15 protein-coding genes are annotated in these 21,564 nt (G+C 70.7%); 13 read left to right on the top strand and 2 right to left on the bottom strand.

Annotation, left to right across the window (positions count from 1 at the left end):
* Positions 1–110: 110 nt before the first annotated feature.
* Positions 111–893, top strand: a complete 783-nt coding sequence (gene nagB, locus L0H79_RS09745) for a glucosamine-6-phosphate deaminase (protein ID WP_301484402.1) — start codon at positions 111–113, stop codon at positions 891–893.
* Positions 894–1,062: 169 nt separating this feature from the next.
* Here nagB and L0H79_RS09740 read toward each other — a convergent pair whose 3' ends face one another.
* Positions 1,063–2,364 carry a cytochrome P450 gene (locus L0H79_RS09740; RefSeq protein ID WP_301484401.1) on the bottom strand — a complete coding sequence of 434 codons (1,302 nt, stop codon included), beginning with the start codon at positions 2,362–2,364 and terminating at the stop codon, positions 1,063–1,065.
* Positions 2,365–2,463: 99 nt separating this feature from the next.
* Here L0H79_RS09740 and L0H79_RS09735 point away from each other — a divergent pair, with 99 nt between their 5' ends.
* The 3 genes from L0H79_RS09735 to L0H79_RS09725 all read left to right on the top strand — a co-directional run bounded on the left by L0H79_RS09735 (position 2,464) and on the right by L0H79_RS09725 (position 7,680).
* A complete protein-coding gene (locus L0H79_RS09735) occupies positions 2,464–4,545 on the top strand; it encodes a hypothetical protein (protein ID WP_301484400.1) in 2,082 nt (693 codons plus the stop codon).
* Positions 4,546–4,715: 170 nt separating this feature from the next.
* On the top strand, positions 4,716–5,999 hold the full coding sequence (locus L0H79_RS09730; protein WP_301484399.1) for an NAD(P)/FAD-dependent oxidoreductase: 1,284 nt from the start codon (positions 4,716–4,718) through the stop codon (positions 5,997–5,999).
* Positions 6,000–6,078: 79 nt separating this feature from the next.
* Positions 6,079–7,680 carry a cation:proton antiporter family protein gene (locus L0H79_RS09725; RefSeq protein WP_301484398.1) on the top strand — a complete coding sequence of 534 codons (1,602 nt, stop codon included), beginning with the start codon at positions 6,079–6,081 and terminating at the stop codon, positions 7,678–7,680.
* A gap of 14 nt (positions 7,681–7,694) precedes the next feature.
* Here L0H79_RS09725 and L0H79_RS09720 read toward each other — a convergent pair whose 3' ends face one another.
* Entirely contained in the window at positions 7,695–9,056 is a 1,362-nt protein-coding gene (locus L0H79_RS09720; protein ID WP_301484403.1) for a 6-phospho-beta-glucosidase, read from the bottom strand.
* 136 nt (positions 9,057–9,192) lie between these two features.
* On the opposite strand from L0H79_RS09720, the gene L0H79_RS09715 reads away from it, so the two are divergent.
* From L0H79_RS09715 to L0H79_RS09675, 9 genes are all read left to right on the top strand, one after another.
* Positions 9,193–10,302 carry a carbohydrate kinase family protein gene (locus L0H79_RS09715; protein ID WP_301484397.1) on the top strand — a complete coding sequence of 370 codons (1,110 nt, stop codon included), beginning with the start codon at positions 9,193–9,195 and terminating at the stop codon, positions 10,300–10,302.
* A 99-nt stretch (positions 10,303–10,401) separates the two neighbouring features.
* On the top strand, positions 10,402–11,232 hold the full coding sequence (locus tag L0H79_RS09710) for a 3-oxoacyl-ACP reductase family protein (protein ID WP_301484396.1): 831 nt from the start codon (positions 10,402–10,404) through the stop codon (positions 11,230–11,232).
* A gap of 99 nt (positions 11,233–11,331) precedes the next feature.
* Positions 11,332–11,553: a heavy-metal-associated domain-containing protein gene (locus tag L0H79_RS09705; protein ID WP_301484395.1), complete on the top strand. Its 222-nt coding sequence runs from the start codon at positions 11,332–11,334 to the stop codon at positions 11,551–11,553.
* 1 nt (position 11,554) lies between these two features.
* Positions 11,555–13,498 carry a cation-translocating P-type ATPase gene (locus tag L0H79_RS09700; protein WP_301484394.1) on the top strand — a complete coding sequence of 648 codons (1,944 nt, stop codon included), beginning with the start codon at positions 11,555–11,557 and terminating at the stop codon, positions 13,496–13,498.
* The gene (locus L0H79_RS09695) at positions 13,495–14,226 is read left to right on the top strand and encodes a Crp/Fnr family transcriptional regulator (protein WP_301484393.1); all 732 of its coding nucleotides are present in this window, start codon (positions 13,495–13,497) and stop codon (positions 14,224–14,226) included. The genes L0H79_RS09700 and L0H79_RS09695 overlap by 4 nt, the downstream gene beginning before the upstream one ends.
* Before the next feature lie 119 nt (positions 14,227–14,345).
* Positions 14,346–15,284, top strand: a complete 939-nt coding sequence (locus L0H79_RS09690) for an alpha/beta hydrolase (protein ID WP_301484392.1) — start codon at positions 14,346–14,348, stop codon at positions 15,282–15,284.
* A 447-nt stretch (positions 15,285–15,731) separates the two neighbouring features.
* On the top strand, positions 15,732–19,631 hold the full coding sequence (locus L0H79_RS09685; RefSeq protein WP_301484391.1) for a GH92 family glycosyl hydrolase: 3,900 nt from the start codon (positions 15,732–15,734) through the stop codon (positions 19,629–19,631).
* A gap of 189 nt (positions 19,632–19,820) precedes the next feature.
* On the top strand, positions 19,821–20,207 hold the full coding sequence (locus L0H79_RS09680; protein ID WP_301484390.1) for a DUF6394 family protein: 387 nt from the start codon (positions 19,821–19,823) through the stop codon (positions 20,205–20,207).
* 9 nt (positions 20,208–20,216) lie between these two features.
* A partial coding sequence (locus L0H79_RS09675; protein WP_301484389.1) for an NAD-binding protein occupies positions 20,217–21,564 on the top strand: 1,348 nt, incomplete at its 3' end.

Below are 21,564 nucleotides of genomic sequence, written 5' to 3'. Positions count from 1 at the left end.
AGGGAGGACCGGAGCGCCGATTCGGCTCAGGCGCAATGGGAATGGCGCCTGAGCCCGCCGGGCGAGAATGGGCGACAATAGCGCGACCGGACGACGGAAGGAGAGCATCGATGGAGGTCGTCATCGTCGACTCGGCCCGTGAGGCCGGTCGCATCGCCGCGGACGCCATCGCGGAGCTGTACGCCGCCAACCCGCGTGCGGTGCTGGGAGTGGCCACCGGTTCCAGCCCGCTGACCATCTACCGCGAGCTGGCCGAGCGGGTGACCACCGGCGACCTGAGCCTGGCCGAAGCGCGCGCGTTCATGCTCGACGAGTACGTCGGGCTCGCCGAGGAGCATCCCCAGCGCTACCGCAACGTCATCGACCGCGACTTCGTCAGCAAGCTCGACATCGACCCGGCCAACGTGTCCGGCCCCGACGGGCAGGCCGACGATCTCGTCGCCGAATGTGCCGCCTACGAACAGGCGATCAGCGCCGCCGGAGGGATCGACCTGCAGATCCTCGGCGTCGGAGCCGACGGGCACATCGCCTTCAACGAACCGGGCTCGTCGCTGGGCTCACGGACCCGGATCAAGACCCTGACCCGGCAGACCCGCACGGACAACGCACGCTTCTTCGACGACATCGAGGCCGTCCCGCACCACTGCCTCACCCAAGGGCTCGGCACGATCATGCAGTGCCGCCACGCGCTGCTGGTGGCGACCGGCCGGCACAAGGCCGAAGCGGTCCACCACGTCGTGGAGGGACCGATCACGGCCATGTGGCCCGGCAGCGTCCTGCAGCTACATCCACACGTCACGGTCATCCTGGACCGGCCCGCCGCCTCCCGACTGCAGCTGGCCACGTACTACGAGGAGGCCTACCGGGCCAAGCCCCCTTGGCAACAGCTGTAGAGCCACCGATTCGAGGGTTGCCGGTCACTCCCGGCAAGGGACACGGCCATCCCTGGCACCGGGTGTGCGGCATACCCCCACGTTTGGCCGGGTGTGCGGCATACCCCCACGTTTGGCCGAACGACCACTATCGGCCCGGTACGCCGCGTACCCGTGCCGAGCGAGTGCCTCAGCGCGAATGGTGGTCGTCCGGCGATACCACTGTGCCCAGGGTCACCGGCAGCGAGTCGACCCCGAAGACGAGCGAGAGCGGGCGGAAGCCAACCTCGCGCAACCCACCCATGGGAGTGATGTCGGGGAACCGGCGCAGGAGGGCGGGATAGGCGGCGCGCAGCTCCATGCGGGCCAGATCGGCCCCGAGGCATCGGTGGATCCCGTACCCGAAGGCAACGTGGGCCCGACGCGTCTCACGGGTGGGGTCGAAGCGGTCGAGGTCTGGGTCACCGTCGCGGTTGGCCGCGCTAAGCGAGCAGAGGACGACGTCGCCGGCGGCGATCCGATGGCCGCCCACGGTGACGTCGTGACGGGCGACCCGGGGGAAGGCGACCTGCACGACGGTCAGGTAGCGCAGCAGCTCGTCGACGAACGGGTCGACCGCGGTGCCGGGGTCGATCAGGCGGCGGCGCCACGACGGGTCGCGCATCAGGACGATCGCACCGAGGGTGAGCATGCTCGTCGTGGTCTCCAGCCCACCGGTCAGCAGGCCGTCGACGAGGCCCGACAGCTCCCGGTCGGACAGCTCGTCGCCGTGCGTGCGCACGAGCATGCCGACGAGACCGTCCCCCGGGCTGGCTCGCTGCTGCTCGACGAACTCGCGCAGCTGGTCGAGCGAGGCCGACATCGTCTCCAGCGAATCCTCGAGGCCGCGAGTGAGATCGAAGCGGGCTGAGCAGCCACGCAGGAAGCTCTCGCGGCTCTCGGGCGGAACGCCCAACAGCTCGCAGATCGTGAGCGCGGGGATCGGCACCGCGAAGCTCCGGACCAGGTCCACCGGCTCACCCGAGGCCGCAGCCGCCACCATCGCGTCCAGCTGACCGACGACGATCTGCTCGATCCGTGGCACCAGACGACGCAGCCGATGCCGCGTGAACTCGGGCGTGAGCATCCGGCGCAGGCGGGTGTGGTCGGGCGGGTCAGCGAAGCCGAGTCCGCCGGGATCCTGCTCGGCAGTCAGTCCCACCCTCCCGACGACGTGGCCGAAGCCGTTGCTGAACGCATCCGCAGCACCGAGCACGGCCCTCGTCTCGTCGTATCCGGTGACCAGCCACCCGCGGATGCCGAACGGCAGCTTCAGCGGCAGGACCGGCGTCCGGTCGCGCAGCTCGCCGAGCTCCGGGACCGGATCGAGCCCGATTCGTCTCAGCGGCCAGAGCAGCTCATCGGGCAGCCGCGCGAACAGCGCGTCGGCGGAGTACTTCCTCCCCGGCCGCCACCGCAGTGCCAGCCGCACGCCCAGCCGGGTGATACGCACGGCCCCGACTCTAGTGCGGCCGCTCCGGGGTCACGTCGGCGCGTTGACCCGTGCCGAACATCCGCGTTCGAGGGGGGTGGTGAGGCGTAGCGTGAGTGGATGGGCAGCAGCGGTGACCTGCACCCCGACCGCGACAACCCGCACGGCCGGTTCCGGTATGGCCCGTGGCGCGGCGGGTCGGACCCGCTCGCGCCGCCCTACGACGTCCGGTCGGCGCTCGACGAGCTGGGTCGTGACGTCCTCGCCGGCGGTACGACGCGAGAAGCGCTGCGCGACGTGCTGCGCCGGGGCCTCGACCGGCACCGGGGCCTCGACGAGATAGCCGACCGGATCCGGCGGATGCGCGAGGCGGCGCGGCGGCGCGGCAACCTCGGCGGCACCCTCGACGAGATCCGGAAGCTGCTCGATGAGGCCCTCGACCTCGAACGCGCCGCCCTCGCACAGGAGGACACCGACGAGGCGCGCCTGGGCGAGCTGGACCTCGCCACCCTGCCGGACGACACCGCCGGCGCGGTCCGCGCCCTCGCCGAGCATCAGTGGCACTCCCCCGAGGCGGCGCAGACCTATGACCGGATCGCACGGCTGCTGCGCCGTGAGCTGCTCGACGCACAGTTCGAGGGCCTCAAGGCGGCCCTGTCCGGGCAGGACCCCGAGGCGATGCAGCGGGTCAAGGACATGCTCGCCGACCTCAACTCGCTGCTCGCCGCCCACGCCCGCGGCGAAGACACGACCGACCAGTTCCGCGACTTCATGGACAAGCACGGCGACCTCTTCCCCGACGACCCGCGCAACGTCGACGAGCTGATCGACTCCCTCGCCCGGCGCCAGGCCGCTGCCGCCCGGATGCTCGCCTCGCTCAACGCGCAGCAACGCCAGCAGCTCAGCCAGCTGATGAGCGACGCCCTCGCCGACGCCGACATCGCCAGCGAGATGGCCCAGCTCGCCGACAACCTTCGCGCACTGCGCCCCGGCCTCGACCGCGGCACCCCGGTGAACCTGCACGGCGACGAACCCCTCGGCTACGGCGCGGCCGTCGAGGCCGTCTCGGAGATCGCCGACCTCGAAGCCCTGACCGAACAGCTGAGCCAGGGCTACCGCGGGGCGAGCCTCGACGACGTGGACGTGGAGCGGCTCGAGCGCCACCTCGGCGCGGACGCCGCACGGGACTTCGAGGCCCTGCGACGGCTCGAGCGTGAGCTCGAACGGCAGGGCTACCTGACCCACGGGGACGAGGGGCTGCGACTGACCCCGCGGGCCGTCCGGCGCCTCGGCGAGACCGCGCTGCGGCGAGTCTTCGAGGGACTCGCGACCGCACGCGGCGACCACGACGACCGGCGGTCCGGGCAGGCCGACGAGCCGACCGGGTCGACCCGACAGTGGGCCTTCGGCGACGAGCTGCCGCTCGACACGGTACGGACCGTCTCGAACGCGGTCCTGCGGACCCGTGGCGGGAGCGAGGCCGATCGCCGAGCACCCAGCCGGCTCACGGCGATGCCCGCGAACGACACGGCACCGAACGCCACGGCAGCGAGCGGCGTCGCCCTGCTGCACTCCCCGCTGCACCTGTCCGTCGAGGACTTCGCGGTCGTCGAGACCGAGCGCCGCACGTCGGCGGCCGTCGCGCTGTGCGTCGACATGTCCTTCTCGATGTTCCACGAGGGCCGCTGGGGCCCGATGAAACAGACCGCGCTCGCCCTCTCGCACCTGGTCCAGACGCGGTTCCGGCAGGACGCCCTCGAGATCATCGGCTTCACCATCGCCGCCCGCCGCCTCACCCCCGTGCAGCTCGCCGACGCCGAACCGGAGTGGGTCCAGGGCACCAACCTCGAACACGCCCTGATGCTCGCCTCCCGTCACCTGCGCCGCCACCCCGAGGCCGAGCCGCTCGTGCTCGTCGTCACCGACGGCGAGCCGACCGCCCACCTCGACGCCCGGGGCGTGCCGACCTTCGCGTGGCCGACGGTCCCCGCCACGGTCCGCGCGACGATGGCGCAGGTCGACCTGCTGCGCCGCGCGGGTGCGACCCTCAACGTCTTCATGCTCGGCGACGACCCCGGCCTGGCCCGGTTCGTCGACGCCGTGGCCCGTCGCGCCGCCGGGCGCGTGTTCACCCCCTCGGTCGACCGGCTCGGCGAGTACGTCGTCGCCGACTACCTGCGCTCCCGGCGCGGACGGCACTGACGCGCCCGGCGAGCTGAGCGGCATACACCCAACATGCGTCGTCTTGACGCAGATGCGTTGCCTCAAGGCGGCGCATCTGCGTCAAAGGGACGCAGCTCCGCCAACAGACCAGCGGGTATGCCGCTGACGGGCCTTCCGCTCACCCGTGCCCTCGTGCCTAGGGTGGGGGCATGGTAGATCGACCACATGTCGTCGTAATCGGTGGAGGCTTCGGTGGGCTGGCGGCGGTGCGCGCGCTGCGCAAGGCCGACGTCGAGCTCACCCTCGTCGACCGGCACCCGTACAACACGTTCCAGCCGCTGCTCTACCAGGTCGCAACCGGCACCCTGAACCCCGGCGACGTGACGTGGTTCCTGCGCTCGGTCCGGTCCAAGCAGCAGAACGTCGCGTTCGTCCAGGGCGCCGCCGAGCGGATCGACCACGACGCCCGCACCGTCGCCCTGTCGAGCGGCGAGGTGCTGCCCTTCGACCATCTCGTCATCGCCACGGGGGTCGCCGCGAACTACTTCGGCACCCCCGGCGCGGAGCAGTACGCCATGCCGCTCTACACCCGCACCGAGGCGCTCGCCGTGCGCGACGCCGTGTTCTGGAGCCTCGAGGAGGCCTCGGTCAACCACCGGGGAGAGGACGTCCGCATCGTCATCGTCGGCGGCGGGCCGACCGGGGTGGAGACGGCCGGAGCCCTCGCCGAGCTGCGCAACAAGGACGTCCCGGTGCTCTACCCGGAGCTCAACGCGTACAAGGTGCACGTGACCCTCGTCGAGATGGCGCCGCACCTGCTCGCGCCGTTCGTCCCGGAGAGCCGCGCCTACGCGGCCGACTCGCTGCGCAGACGCGGCGTCGACCTGCGCCTGTCGACCAAGGTCAACGAGGTGCGCGCGGACGGGGTCCTCGTCGGTGACGGGGAGTTCCTCCCCGCCGGTGTCGTCATCTGGGCCAGTGGGGTCATCGCCCCCGAGGTCGTTGCCGCCTGGGGCGTTCCGCAGGGGCCGGGGCACCGGATCGTCGTCGACGACCACCAGCGGGTGCTCGGGCTCGATCGCGTCTACGCGGTCGGCGACATCTGCGTCGGCGAGGGCGACCGGGCACTGTCGCAACTCGCCCAACCGGCGATGCAGCAGGGCCACTACGTCGGCCGGCTCGTCGCGGCCTCACTCAGTGGCGAGACGTTGCCGGCGTTCGAGTACAAGGACAAGGGCATCCTCGCGACGATAGGCCGGGCCTCGGCCGTCGCCGAGGTGACCGGCCTGCCGCGACTGCAGGGCTTCCCGGCGTGGGCCATCTGGAACGGCGTGCACATCGTGACGCTGCTCTCCAACCGCAACCGGCTCTCGGCGATGGTCAACCTCGGCGCGAAGTACCTCGCCTGGGGCCGCACCCACAACGCGATCGTCGGCGACACGCAGCCGCCGGTGTTGCACAGCGGGGCCTCTGGCGAGTCGCAGGTTCGCTGATCCGACGGAGGGTCGGCCGCGTCGTCCGCCAGGTGGTCGGGGGCGACGGAGACGCGCTGATGAGGCATGGTTGGGGCCCATGGACGTCGTCGTGCTCTACGTGGCGGTGGTGTTCGGGTGCGGGCTGCTCGCCCGGCTCATCACGATGCCGCCGCTGGTCGGCTTCGTGGCGGCCGGCTTCGTCCTGAACGTGATGGGCGTCCCCCAGCTCGAGGAGCTCTCGCTGATGTCGCAGATCGGCGTGACGCTGATGCTCTTCGCCATCGGCCTGCGCCTTAACCTGCGCACCCTGCTCGGCAAGGAGGTGTGGCTGACCGCCGGGGCCCACATCCTGCTCATGACCGTCATCGGGGCGGGGTTCCTGGCCGGGCTGGGCGCGCTGGGCGCCTTCGGGCCCGAGTCGCTGCGGGTGCTCGCCGTCGTCGCGCTGGTGCTCTCCTTCTCCAGCACGATCTTCGTGGTCAAGATCCTGCAGGACCGCGGCGACGAGCAGGCGTTCTACGGCAACATCTGCATCGGTGTGCTGATCATCCAGGACATCGTGGCCGTCGCCGTCATCTCCGTCTCGCGGGGCGAGGCGCCGAGCATCTACTCGCTCGGGCTCGTCGCGGTGATCCCGGCGCTGGCCTGGGCCACCAAGGGCTGGTACCGGCTCGGGCACGGCGAGCTCGGCGCGCTGTTCGGGATCGCGATGGCCCTGATCCCCGGCTACGCCCTGTTCGAGTGGCTCGGCCTCTCGGGCAGCCTCGGGGCGCTGGTCATGGGCCTGATCCTGGCGCCGCGACCGGGCTCGGACCGGCTCTCGCACACCCTGTTCACGGTCAAGGAGCTGCTGCTCGTCGGCTTCTTCGTCAGCATCGGGTTCCAGGGCCTGCCGACCATGGAGAACGTCCGGGTCGGCCTGCTGCTCGTGCTGCTCCTGCCGGTGCAGGCGGTGTTCTACTGGTTCCTGCTGTGGCTGCTCGGGCTGCGCAACCGCACCAGCGTGCTGACCAGCCTGCTGCTGAGCAACTACTCCGAGTTCGCGCTCATCGTCGCCACCATGGGAGTCAGCGCCGGGTGGCTCTCGTCGCACTGGTTGTTGTCGCTGGTCATCGCGGTCTCGGTCGGCTTCATCGTCTCCTCGCTGGCGAACCCGGCCTCGGTGTCCCGCGCCTCGCGCCTGGCCGAACGGCTGCCGGCCCGCCCACCGGACAAGATCCATCCGGAGGACCGTCCCATCGACGTCGGGGACGCGACCGCGATCGTGCTCGGGATGGGCCGGGTCGGTCGGGCCGCGTGCACCCAGCTGGAACGGGAGCACGGTTACCGGGTCCTCGGCGTCGAGCACGACCCGTCCCGGGTGCAGGCCCTGCGCGAGGAGGGCTACAACGTCATCGAGGGCGATGCCACGGACTACGACTTCTGGACCAGGGTCGTGCGCAACGGGCTCGTGCAGGTCATCGTGCTGGCCATGCCCTCGCAGCACGCCAACATCGACGCGCTGCGCGAGATGCGCCGGGTCGGCTACCGGCAGGGCACCGTGGCCGCCGTCGCGCTCTACCGCGAGGACGTCGAGGAGCTCGAGGAGCTCGGGCTGGACGTCGTCGTGCACCTCTACGCCGGTGCCGGTGAGGCGCTCGCCGACCGCTCGGCCAGGGCTCAGGCCGGCGAGCGGGCCGAGGGCACGGGCCTGCTGTAGCGACCGGCGGCCGTTCAGGTGCCATTGAAGACCCGGTCCAGCGACGGGATCCGAGCCCGGTAGCCGGACAGCAGCCGCCGGGCCACGGTGACCGAGTCGACCAGCGGGTGCAGCGCAAGCGCCTCGACCGCGGTGCGTGGGTCGCCGTCGAGCGCGGCCCGGATCGTCAGCTCCTCGACGGCCTTGACCTGCAGGGTCAGGCCCAGCTCGGCGCCCCGCAGCGGCGACACGGGCAGGGGCCGCGGGCCGGCCGCGGTGACCCGGCAGGGGACCTCGACGACCGCGTCGACCGGCAGGCCGGGCAGGGTGCCGGCGCTGGCGACATTGAGGATCAGGGTCGCCGGCTCGTCCCGCGCGATCGCGGCCATCAGCGCGAGCGCCACGCCCTCGTAGCCGCCGCCCTCGATGTCCTGCTCCGAGCGTGACTCGTCCTCGGCGCGGTTCTCCTGCATGTAGGTCGCGTTGCGCTCCCGGGCCACCCGATCCCAGGTCGCCAGCGCCTCACCCGGCGAGTCCGTCAGGGCCGCATAGAAGCTCGCCTGCTGCCCGAGCAGGAACTCGCCCCGCGTCCGGGTGCCGCTCGTGATCGCCGCGACCGCGTCTCGGGTGAAGTAGTAGTAGTGGAGGTACTCGTTGGGCAGCACGCCGAGCGTCTGGAGCCAGTCCACGCCGAAGAGGTGCCCCTCCTCGATGGAGCCGAGCCGGTCGGGGTCGGCGAGCAGGTCGGGCAGCACGTCGCGACCGTCGACCCGCAGCCCCTGGAGCCAGCCGAGGTGGTTCAGGCCCGCGTAGTCGATCTCGGCGTGGGCGAGATCGTGCCCGAGCGCGGCGGCCGCGCGCCTGGCGACCCCGAGCGCCGAGTCACAGATGCCGACGACCCGGTCGCCGAGCACCTGCTGCATCGCCTGGGTGACCAGGCCGGCCGGGTTGGTGAAGTTGACGACCCAGGCGTCCGGCGCCAGGGCCTTGACGCGCTCGGCGACGGCGACCGCGACAGGGACCGTCCGCAGCCCGTAGGAGACCCCGCCTGCGCCCGTCGTCTCCTGCCCGAGCAGCCCGAGGTCGAGTGCGACCCGCTCGTCGGCGGTGCGCCCGGGCAGGCCGCCGACGCGGATCGCGGAGAAGACGAAGTGGGCGCCCTCGAGGGCCGTGCCGAGGTCCGTCGTCATGGTGACCTCGGGCGGGCGGTGGCCCGGGTCGGCGGCGGTATGCCGCCCAGCCTGGGCCGCGAGCACGTGGCCGATCGCATGCAGCCGGGTCTCGTCGGTGTCGTGCAGGACCACGTGCGTGACGCGGCGGTCCGAGCGGTCGGCCAGCACGGCGCCATACACGAGGGGGACCCGGAAGCCACCACCTCCGAGGATCGTCAGGCGCAGACCTGTCACGACGGCGACGCTACCAAGGCGGCCGCAGGGTTCGAGCCGATGGGAGCGCGTGCATGCACCGAGCCGGTCCCGCCGGGGACCGGAAATTCCCGCCCGGGCGCGCCGCGGCCAAGGGATGATGATGGTGATGCCGCACCAGAGGTTCGACCCCTTGGCCGCGCTGCGGACCGCCGGAGCGCCAGAGTTCGACGTGTTCGTGCACGGCACGGTGTTCCTCGACATCATCTTCGCCGGGATGTCCGCACCGACGCCGGGGACCGAGGTGTGGGCCGAGGGGATGGCGTCGTGCCCGGGTGGGATCGCCAACCTCGCCGTGGCGGCTCGCCGGCTCGGGCTGCGCACCTCGCTCGCGGCGGCGTTCAGCGACGACGACTACGGGGACTTCTGCTGGCGCACGCTCGAGGAGCAGGAGGGGATCGACCTGGGGCACTCGCGGCGCTTCCCCGACTGGCACTCCCCGGTGACCGTGTCGATGTCGTACGGCGGAGACCGGAGCATGGTGTCGCACGGCCACGACGCACCCATCCCGACCGACAGGCTGATCGGCCGACCTCCCTGTGCGAGAGCAGTCTTCGTCGACCCCTCCGACGTGGCGCGGGTCAGCGGCGACGGGTCGAGCTGGATCGACCTGGCGCGGGGCGACGGTGCGCTGTGCTTCGCGGACGTCGGCTGGGACCCCAAGCAGGAATGGTCGAGCGCGGTCCTCGACCAACTCGAGCACTGTCATGCGTTCATGCCGAACGCCCTCGAGGCGATGGCCTACACCGGGACGTCCTCGGTGCCCGATGCGCTCTACCGGATCGCGGACCGCGTGCCCCTTGCCGTCGTGACGAACGGCGCCGAGGGTGCCGTCGGCATCGACGGGACGACCGGCGAGGAGGCGAACGTGCCGGCACTACGGGTCGAGGGGCTCGACCCGACCGGGTCGGGTGACGTCTTCGCGGCCGCCATGGTGCTCGGGACGCTCTCGGGGTGGGCCCTGGCCGACCGGATGGCGTTCGCGAGCCTGTGCTCGGCCCTGGCCCTGCAGCAGTTCGGCGGGTCGCTGGCGGCGCCCGGGTGGGGTGACGTCGTCGACTGGTGGCATGCCCTGCTCGTGGACCGCTCGGCCGACAGCTACCACCGCTCGCTGCGACGCCGGTACGCGTTCCTCGAGGAGATCGCCCCGCACGTGCCGGTGACCGCCTGCCGGCGGGCCACGGCGACGATCGCCCGCCGGGCGGACCTGCCCTCCTGACGCTGGGCTATGTTGGACCGAGCAGGTCAGTACGCCCGTCACGGAGCAACCCGTTCCGAGGGAGCTACACGGGCTGGAGTCTTCCAGGAGGTATGACCGGTGAACCCTTTGGACGCCGAGCAACAGGACGTGCCCGTCGCGGGCGGAGAGAAACTGCGTGGCCGGGTCGCGTTCGTGACCGGCGGCACGCGCGGGATCGGCGCGGCGATCTGCCACAGCCTCGGCCGGCAGGGCGCGACGGTGGCAGCCGGCTACCACCGCAACGAGGAGCAGGCGCAGCGGTTCGCCGGCGACTACGAGCAGCAGTCGGGTGCCCCGGCCAGCATCCACCAAGGCAACGTCGGCTCGGCCGACGACTGCCGCCGAACCATCGCGGAGGTCCTCGACACCCACGGTCGGCTCGACATCCTGGTCAACAACGCCGGTATCACGATGGACCGGCTCGTGGCCAAGATGACCGACGAGGACTGGAACACCGTGCTGGCGGTGAACCTGTCGGGCGCCTTCTTCATGTCCCAGGCGGCCCTGGCTCACATGGTCGAGCGCGGCACCGGCCGGATCGTCAACGTCTCGTCGGTGATCGGGGAGATGGGCAACGTCGGGCAGGCCAACTACGCCGCGTCGAAGTCGGGGCTGTTCGGCCTGACCAAGACCCTGGCCCGTGAGGCTGCCTTCATGCTCGCTCGGGCCGGCAAGGCGGACGACGGCGGCATCGGCGTGACGGTGAACACCGTCACCCCGGGATTCATCAACACCGAGATGGTTTCGGCGATGCCGGAGAAGGCGAAGGCCAAGATCTGCGGGCAGGTCCCGGTGGGGCGGCTCGGCGACCCCGAAGAGGTGGCCCGGGTCGTGCACTTCCTGGCCGCCGACGCGTCGGGGTACATCACCGGGCAGGTGTGGGGCGTCAACGGCGGAATGGACATGTGACGGCGGTCGCTTGACGTGCGTCAAGGCGGGCCTGCCCCGATACGTGTGAACTGAGGGCACCACCCCGGAAGGACCGGGGAGTACCCGAAGGAGCACACCATGCAGACCGCCCGCTTCACTACCGAACCGTTCAGCTGCCCGAGCTGCGTCAGGAAGATCGAGGGAGTGCTCGAGCGCACAACCGGCGTCACCGACGCGAGGGTCCTGTTCAACTCGAACAAGGTGCGCGTCAACTTCGATCCCGACAGCGTCACCGCCGGTGAGCTCGCCGAGGTCGTCACCGCCCTCGGCTATCCCGTGGTCGCGACCAAGGTGGCCTGACATGTCCCTGACCCTGACCCAGCGGGCGAGGAGCCGCATCGCCTTCACCACGGGCGGGCTGCTCCTCGTCGCGCTCGCCCTGTCCCAGCTCGCCGAGCCCGTCGGCACCACGGGGCGTGACGTAACCCTTGTCGTGTCAAGCGTGCTCGCCGGCTACCCGATCGCGGTCCGGGCGTGGCAGGCGCTGCGGGCCAAGGCCTTCAGCATCGACCTGCTCGTCACGATCGCCGTTATCGGCGCGCTCGTCATCGGCGAGTACGTCGAGGCGGCCGTCGTGAGCTTCCTCTTCCTCTTCGGCGCCTGGCTCGAGGCGCGCAGCCTCGAGCGGACCCGCGCGTCGCTGCGCGAGCTCGTCGACCTCGCGCCGACGCAGGCGACGGTCCTGCGGGACGGGCAGCGCGTCACGGTGGACGCCGACGACGTCGCCCTCGGGGAGACCGTGCTCGTCACGAACGGCGAGCGGATCGCCGTCGACGGCACGGTCAGCAACGGCACGGCGTCCGTCACCGAGGCGTCGATCACCGGCGAACCGGTCCCGGTGACAAAGCAGTACGGCGATCGCGTCTTCGCCGGCACGATCGCGGAGTCCGGCTATCTGGAGGTCGTGGCCGACCGGGTCGGCGACGAGACGACGTTCGCCCGGATCATCGAGCTGGTCGAGGAGGCCCAGGAGTCGCGCACCCGCCGCCAGCGGTTCCTCGAGCGGTTCGCCCAGATCTACACCCCGGCGATCGTCATCCTCGCGGTCATCGTCTACGCGTGGACCCGTGATCTCGGGCTCGCGCTGACCTTCCTCGTCATCGCCTGCCCGGGCGCACTCGTCATCTCGGTGCCCGTCGCGGCCGTCGCGGGCCTCGGCAACGTCGCCCGCCACGGCGTCCTGGTCAAGGGCGGGGAGGTCCTCGAGGACCTTGCGGCCGCAGACACGCTCGTGCTCGACAAGACCGGCACGCTGACCGTCGGCCGGCCCGTCGTCACGGCCGTCCAGAGCGTCGGTGCGGTCCCGGAGGGCGAGCTGCTCGAGCTGGTCGGCACGCTCGAGTCGACCTCGGAGCACCACCTCGCGCGCGCGATCGTGTCGCAAGCCCAACACTTCGGTATGCCGCTCACGTCGTCCCTCACGGACGTCGAGGTCGTCACGGGGCTCGGGATCGCCGGCCGTGTGGGTGGCCGGGACGTCCTCGTCGGTCGCCGCGCGCTCCTGGCCGAGCGCGGTGTCGCGGTCCCGGACGATGCGGTCCTCGGCGCCACGGCACATGAGCAGCGGGGAGCGACCGTCGTCCACGTCGCCGTCGACGGTCGTCTCGCCGGGCTCGTCGCCGTGGCCGACGAGGTCCGCGAGGAAGCGGCCGGGGCCCTCACGAGGCTCCGGGAGAGCGGCATACGGCATGTCGTGATGCTGACCGGGGACAACGCGCACACCGCGCGACTCGTCGGCGACCGGCTCGGTCTCGACGAGGTGCGGGCGGGTCTGCTGCCCGAGGACAAGGCCCGGATCGTCGAGGAGCTGCGGGCGCAGGGACGTCGCGTCGCGATGATCGGCGACGGCGTCAACGACGCCCCCACACTCGCGACCGCCGACGTCGGCATCGCGATGGGCGGGTCGGGCACGGACGTGTCGATGGAGACGGCCGACGTCGTCCTGATGACCGACCGGCTGGACCAGTTCGCACACGCCCGGCGAGTTGCGCGGGCGACGGTACGGGTCATGAAGCAGAACACGGCCCTCGCCCTCGCGACGGTCGGCCTGCTCGTCGCGGGCGTGCTGCTGCAGTACGTCCAGCTCGCCGGTGGCATGCTGGTGCACGAGATCAGCGTGCTGCTCGTCATCCTCAACGCGCTGCGCCTCGTCCGGTTGCGCGGACCGCGTCGCGAGGTGCTGGGCGCTGCGTCCACGGCCGGCGTCGAGCCCGAGCCGGCCCGGCAGAAGGAGCCCGCCCTGTGACCCACCACCCCACGGGGACGTCGTGCGTCGCGATCGTGCCGCTCTTCGCCGGGTTGACACCCGAGGAGCAGGACCGGGTCGCGACGTACGCGCATCCGATCCGGCGCGCGGCGGGCGAGACGATCCACCGCCCCGGCGACGACGTCTCACACCTGCTCGTCGTCCACCGGGGCCGGGTCAAGATCTCGCACCTGAGCGCGGGCGGCCAGGAACGGCTGCTGCGCGTCCTCGAACCGGGTGACTTCACGGGCGAGGCGGCCTTCGTGACCGGGCAGCCGCACGACGACCTCGTGGTCGCACTCGGGGACGTCGAGCTGTGCAGCTTCGAGCACCGCGAGCTCGGGGCCCTCGTAGGACGGTTCCCCGACATCGCGCTGCGGATGCTGCGCACGGTGACCGGGCGGCTCGACGAGGCAGAACGCACCATCGCCGACCTGACCGCCTCGGGCGTCGAGGCACGTCTGGCGGGGTATCTGGTCGACCTGCCGACGAGCCGTCGTGACGGGCGGATGGTGGCGCGGCTGCCGCTGCCGAAGAAGGACATCGCCTCGCTGCTCGGGACCACGCCGGAGACGCTGAGCCGCAAGCTCGCGGCGTTCGTCGAGGCGGGGCTCGTCGAGGTGAACGCTCGCGAGGTCACCGTGCTCGACCCGGTGGGCCTCGAGGCGCGCACGAGAGTGCCGCAGTCCTCATCGAGAGTGCACTTCTCCTCATCGAGAGTGCCGTAGTCCTCATCGAGAGTGCACTTCTCCTCATCGAGAGTGCAGCAGTCCTGATCGACAGTGCACGACGCAAGTCGGCGCGATCCCCGCCATGCCGTCGATGGACGCGGGTTAGGGTCCTAGTCATGCAGAGCAGCACCCTGACTGTCACCGCCTTGGACGGCACCAGCCTCCACGTCAACCGGTGGCTCCCGGACGGGACGGCCAAGGCCGTCGTCCAGATCGCCCACGGCATGGCCGAGCACTCCGGACGCTATGCCCGCTTCGCCGAGCGGCTCACTGCCGACGGCTACGCCGTGTACGCCGGCGACCACCGCGGGCACGGCGCCACGGCAGCCGGCGCCGAGGACGAGGGCTACTTCGCCGACCACGCCGGTTTCGCCACAGTCGTCGACGACCTGCACCTCGTGACCCAGCGGGCCAAGACCGAGCATCCGGGGCTGCCGTTCTTCCTGTTCGGGCACAGCATGGGCTCGTTCCTGTCCCGCTCCTACGCGGCCCGGTTCGGTGACGAGCTCGACGGGCTCGTCCTCACCGGCACCGGCGGCGACCCCGGCCTGCTCGGCAAGGTGGGCCACCTTGTCGCGGCGACCGAGGGCCGGGTTCGGGGTCGCCGGCACACGAGCGGACTGCTCAACACGCTGACCTTCGGTCCGTACAACAAGGCCTTCAAGCCGAACCGCACCGAGTTCGACTGGCTGTCGCGGGACGGGGCGGAAGTCGACAAGTACATCGCCGACCCGTGGTGCGGCAATGTCTTCACGAGCGGCTTCTTCGCAGACCTGCTCGGCGGCTTGGCGCAGGTCAACGCCGACGAGACCGTGACCCGCACGCCCAAAGACCTGCCGATCCACCTCGTGTCAGGCTCGATGGACCCGGTCGGGGGCCAGACCAAGGGGGTCCAGCAGGTCGCCAGCCAGTACCGCCGGCTCGGCGTCGAGGACGTCACGACGATGTTCTGGCCGGGCGCGCGCCACGAGGTGCTCAACGAGACGAACCGCGACGAGGTCACTGACGAGATCGTCGACTGGCTCGACGCCCACCTTCCTGTTGCCCCCTCCTGACTCATCGAGGGTGCAGCAATCCCGATCGATAGTGCAACCGTTCTGACGACGGTGCCGTGGTCAAGCGGCGACGCCCTGTAACGATGCGGGCGCCGGTCCCGATGTACTTCTCGTGCGTGGCACCTCTCGCACCCCGAGCGAGTGGTGCCACGCCTCTTGCTGTATGCCGCTGGCTGGGGTCGAGGCCCGAATGGCCCCGTGCGTCCAGCGCTGGGTTTCGCCGCAGAGCACTGCACTGTCGATCCGGACTACTGCACTGTCGATCGAGATTGCTGCACTGTCGATCGAGATTGCTGCACTGTCGATGATGAACGGCCTTGTCCGAACCGGACAGTACAACGGACAAAGCCGACCAAACCCATTGACCTACCGGCGGGTCCCCCCGAGGCTCAGTTCTCATCGTCGGCCGAACGGCCACGGCTCAACGAGGAGCACGGAGGACAACCGATGGGCGTCAGCAACAGTCGGCGCGGCCGGTGGGCCGCCCTCGCCATGGTCACCAGCCTCGCCGTCGTCGGGGCTCCGCTGGCGGCCGCTGCGGCACCGGGAGCGCCGGACCAAGGCAGCACCACCAAGACCCGAGACTTCACCACCTCGTTCGAGTCGGGCCAGCCACAGCCGGCGGTCTCCACGGTTGAGACCGGCCCCGACGGCCCGCGCCAGCAGGGGGTCTCCGGGAGCCTGACCACCAACGGGAGCGTCCTGGGCACCGTGGTCGCCGTGACGGCCAGCGGTGAGAACCCGCCCGGCGAGATCGCCGCGAACCTTGCCGACGCCAACCCCGAGACCAAGTGGCTCTCCTTCGCCTCCACGGGGTGGGTGCGCTACGAGCTCTCGGCACCGGCCAAGATCGTGCGCTACTCACTGACCTCCGCCAACGACGCGCCCGAGCGCGACCCGAAGGACTTCACCCTCCAGGGCTCGAGCGACGGCACGACGTGGACCGACCTCGACCGCCGGACCGGCATCGACTTCTCCGGCCGCTTCGCGACGCGCACCTTCGAGATCACGACCTCGGCGGCATACACGTTCTTCCGGCTCGACGTGACCGCGGTGCACAGCGGCGGGATCGTGCAGCTGGCCGACTGGGACCTGTCCGACGGGTCGACCGGCGGTGGCCCGGTCACACCGATGGTCACCGACGTCGGACCTGGTCCGATCGCGGGCTACAACATCAGGCCCAGCGTCGGGTGGACCGGCGTCAAGGCGATGCGCTACCTCGGCGAGCACACCGCTGACGGTCGCGGCTACGAATGGAACCGGCTGTTCGACGTCGAGCTGCCCGTCACGCGCACGACACAGCTGAGCTACAAGATCTTCCCCGACATGGTGCCCGACAACCTCACCTACCCCTCGACGTATGCCGCCATCGACCTGCGCTTCACCGACGGCACCTACCTGTCCGACCTGGCCGCCAAGGACGTCCACGGCGTCGCCGCCAGCCCGAGCGGGCAGGGCGCCGGCAAGATCCTCTATGCCAACCAGTGGAACGCGGTGACCCTCGAGGTCGGCGCCGTGGCCGCCGGGCGGATCATCGACCGCATCCTGATCGGCTACGACAACCCGGGCGGCAAGGACAAGACCCGCTTCGGCGGCTGGGTCGACGACATCGCCGTCGTCGCGCGCCCGGCCGTCATCGACGGGAGGGACCTGACCAACTACGTCGACACGCGACGCGGCACCAACGCGTCGAGCTCCTTCTCGCGCGGCAACAACCTGCCGATCAGCGCCGTTCCGAACGGCTTCACCTTCTTCACCCCGGTGACCAACGCGAACTCGCAGACCTGGCAGTACTACTACCAGGCGGCCAACAACGCGGAGAACCTCCCGGTCATGCAGGGACTGGCCGTCTCGCACGAGCCGAGCCCGTGGATGGGCGACCGCAACCAGCTGTCGGTCATGCCCTCCATCGCCGACGGCACGCCGACCGGCAGCGCCTCGAAGCGGGGGCTCGCCTTCGACCACGCGAGCGAGATCGCCCGGCCGGACTACTACCGGGCAAAGCTGGCCGGCGGCCTGACCGCCGAAGTGGCCCCCGCCGACCACGGCGGGGTCTATCGCTTCACCTTCCCCGACTCGGCGACGGCGGGCCACCTCGTGCTCGACACGGTCGACGACAGCGGAGCCTTCACCGTCGACGCATCCGCCGGCACGATGACCGGCTGGGTCGACAACGGCAGCGGCCTGTCCGCCGGACGCAGCCGGATGTTCGTCTACGGCAGCTTCGACCGGCCGGCCACCGGCACCGGCACCGCCCCCGACGGCCACACCGGCACGCGCTACGCGACGTTCGACACCAGCAGGCGCCACGACGTGGTGCTCAGGCTGGCGACCTCCTTCATCTCGCTCGAGCAGGCCAGGCACAACCACGCCCTGGAGCTCGCCTCGCGCAGCTTCGAGCACGTCCGGTCCGCGGCCAACGCCGCGTGGAACAAGCGGCTCGGCGTCATCCGGGTCGAGGGAGCCAACGACTCAGACCGGGTCACGCTCTACTCGAACCTCTACCGGCTGAACCTCTACCCGAACAGCCAGTTCGAGAACACCGGCACCGCTCGGTCGCCGCGCTACCAGTACGCCAGCCCGGTCTCGCCGAAGTCCGGGTCGGCTACCGAGACCACCACGAACGCCGCGGTCGAGGACGGCAAGATCTACGTCAACAACGGCTTCTGGGACACCTACCGCACCGTCTGGCCGGCCTACTCGCTGCTCTACCCGGAGTTCGCCGCCGAGATCGTCGACGGCTTCGTCCAGCAGTACCGCGACGGCGGCTGGATCGCCCGGTGGTCCTCACCCGGCTACGCCGACCTGATGACGGGCACGAGCTCGGACGTCGCGTTCGCCGACGCGTACGTCAAGGGGGTCAGACTGCCCGACCCGCTCGGCGCATATGACGCCGCCCTGAAGAACGCGACGGTGCTGCCGCCGTCGAGCGCCGTGGGCCGCAAGGGCCTCGACACGTCGATCTTCACCGGCTACACGAGCACGAAGACCCATGAGAGCGTCTCGTGGGGTCTCGAGGGCTTCATCAACGACTTCGGCATCGGCACCATGGCAGCGGCGCTCGCCAAGGACCCGGCGACCCCGAGGCAGCGACGCGCCCGGCTGAGAGAGGAGTCGAGGTACTTCCTCGAGCGGGCCACGCACTACGTCAACGCGTTCAACCCGAAGACCGGCTTCTTCCAGGGCCGCGCCGCCGACGGCAGCTTCGCCGAGGACTTCGACCCCGAGTCGTGGGGCGGCGACTTCACCGAGACCGACGGGTGGAACTTCGCCTTCCACGCACCGTTCGACGGCAACGGCCTGGCCAACCTCTACGGCGGGCGCAAGGGCCTCGCGGACAAGCTCGACACGTTCTTCGCGACGCCGGAGACGGCACGCAGACCGGGCGGCTACGGCGGGGTCATCCACGAGATGGTCGAGGCCCGCGACGTCCGGATGGGACAGCTCGGGCAGAGCAACCAGGTCTCGCACCACATCCCCTACATGTACGACTGGGCCGGCCAGCCGTGGAAGAGCGCCGAGAAGGTGCGCGAGATCCTGCGACGCCTCTACGTCGGCTCCGAGATCGGCCAGGGCTACCCCGGCGACGAGGACAACGGCGAGATGTCGGCGTGGTACATCCTGTCCGCACTCGGCATCTACCCGCTGCAGGTCGGCTCGGCCGAGTGGGCCGTCGGATCGCCGAAGTTCACCAAGGCGACCGTGCACCGCAGCCAAGGCGACCTCGTCGTGCGGGCGCACGGCAACTCCGAGAAGAACATCTACGTGCAGGGCCTGTGGGTCGACGGTCGCAAGCATCGCAGCGTCTCGATCAACCAGTCGTTGCTGCGTGGCCACGCCCGGATCGACTTCGCGATGGGTGCCAGGCCGTCCGACTTCGGCACCCGACGCCAGGACGCTCCGCCGGCGCTGACCAAGGGGAACCAGGCGCCGCGACCGCTGCGTGACGTGACCGGGCCCGGCCTGGGCACGGCGGCCGCCACCGGCACCACGGACGCGGCGCCGCTGTTCGACGACACGTCGCGCACCTCGGTCGCGTTCACCTCGGCGACGCCGACGCTCACGTACACCCTCTCGGGTGACCGGCGAGAGGTGACCTGGTACACGATCACCTCCGGCCCGCAGCCGGGCGACCCGGCCGCGTGGCGGGTGGAGGGCTCGAGGGACGGCGGGCGGAGCTGGCGCACCCTCGACACGCGCACCGGGCAGGTCTTCCCGTGGCGGGGCCAGACCAGGCCGTTCGAGCTGGACCGGACCGGGGGCTACCCGGCGTACCGGCTCGTCGTGACCAGGACCGCCGGCGCCGAGGCTCCGAACATCGCGGAGGTCGAGTTCCTGGCGCGCTGACGGGAGCTTGGGTCAGGGACTGTGTGCGCTTCTGGTCGTCGGGGCGACCAAAACCGCACACAGTCCCCGAAGACCCGAGCACTCCGTATGCCGCTGAGCCGAGCCAGCGCGTGCGGCGACGTACGCGCGTCCGAGAGGTGAGCGGCATACGACGGCGGTAGCATCGCTGCACCCGACGATGGAGCGCACATGAACCTCGAGAAGGTGATCTTCGGCTTCTTCGTCCTGCTCGCCGCCACCCTGAACTTCGGCTTCTTCGTCGGCCCGATCAACGACCCGACCGCCCACAACATCTACGAGCTGTTCGCCGCGGTCGTCATCAACATCATCGCGACGGTGCTCAAGCTCGGCGACCGCACCCAGATCGGCGCTGTCCACCTCGCGACGAGCCTCGTCGCCTCGCTACAGCTCATCGCCGCCGCGATCCTCTGGACCTACGCGACCCAGGTGTCCACCGCCGGGCTCACGCCCGAGGCGACCGCGAGCGTCGTGTCGATGTCGGCCGGCGCCCTGTTCGCCAACATCGTGTCGGTCGTGCTGCTCGTCATCGAGACGGTCTCCTTCCAGCGACGGTGAGGAAGGCTCGTGGGCAACCCGCTCCTGCTTGTCTGGTTCCGCCGCCTGGGGGCCGACGACGATCCCGAGGCGAGGGGTCGGGTCACGCCTGAGGTGCTGGCCCTGCGCCAGGGCGAGGCGACCGAGCCGACCAGCGTCCTGCTGATGTTCCTGCGCCGGATGCGCTACCCGCTCATCGCCATCATCCTCATCTTCTCGGTCAGCGTCGTCGGCCTGACCCTCATCCCCAAGACCGAGCCCGACGGGACAGCCCATCGGATGAGCCTGTTCGACGCGTTCTACGTCGTCAGCTACACCGCTACCACGATCGGCTTCGGCGAGACGCCCTTCGAGTTCGACGTGGCCCAGCGCCTCTGGATGACTGCTGTCATCTACATGTCCGTCGTCGGGTGGGCCTACGGGGTCGGATCCCTGCTCGCGCTCACTCAGGACCGCTCCTTCCGACGAGCGCTCACCCGGCGGCACGTCACGCGGAAGGTGGAGCACCTGGCGGAGCCGTTCTACATCCTGGTCGGATACGGCTCGACGACCCGCCGGATAGGCCGAGCGCTGGACAACCTCGGGCGCCGCTTCGTGGTCATCGACGACCGGGAGTACCGTGCCGCGTCGGTTGACCTCGACGACTACCGGGCCGACACCCCTGCCCTGTACGGCGATGCCCGCGAGACGCGCAACCTCGTCGTCGCAGGCCTGGCCCACCCACGCTGCGAGGGCGTGCTCGCCCTGACGGACGACGACAGGACCAACCTCGACGTGACGATGACGACGTCGCTGCTCCGGCCCGGGCTGCCGGTCATCGCCCTGACCCAGACCCGTGAGATGGCCGAGCGGATGCGGTCCTTCGACGCATGGTTCGTCGTCAACCCTCTCGACCGGTTCGGCAACCACCTGCGGATCCTGACCAGGTCGCCGGCCGCCTACCAGCTCATGACGTGGCTGACGAGCCCTCCGGGCAGCGAGCTGCCGGAGCGTCGATCCCGCGTCCCCGGCGGCCGGTGGGTCGTCTGCGGGCAGGGCCGGTTCGCCGACGAGCTGGTCCGCGACCTGCACGACGAGGGCGTCGCGGTCACCCGGGTGCTCGGTGGAGCTTCGGCCCTGGTCCAGCTGGAGCGGTCCCACCGTGACGAGACGAACGTTGCGCAGGCAGGTGCCGACGAGGACGCTCACCAGGCACGTGACGGTGACCAGGGGCCCGAGGCGGTGCGCCGTGACGACCCCTCGGCCGACAGCGGTCCCTCGAGCGACGAGGACATCGCCGAGCTGGACGTCGAGGAGCTGGACGTCGAGGAGCTGGACGTCGCGGAGCTGGACGTCGCGGAGCTGCACGAGGCGCGGCTGGAGTCGGCCGTCGCCTTCG

This window comes from Intrasporangium sp., assembly GCF_030452765.1.
In the GTDB taxonomy this organism is placed as follows: Bacteria; Actinomycetota; Actinomycetes; order Actinomycetales; family Dermatophilaceae; genus Intrasporangium_A.
The sequence above is the reverse complement of the archived record's forward strand: the minus strand, read 5'-3'. Positions and strand labels throughout refer to the sequence as shown.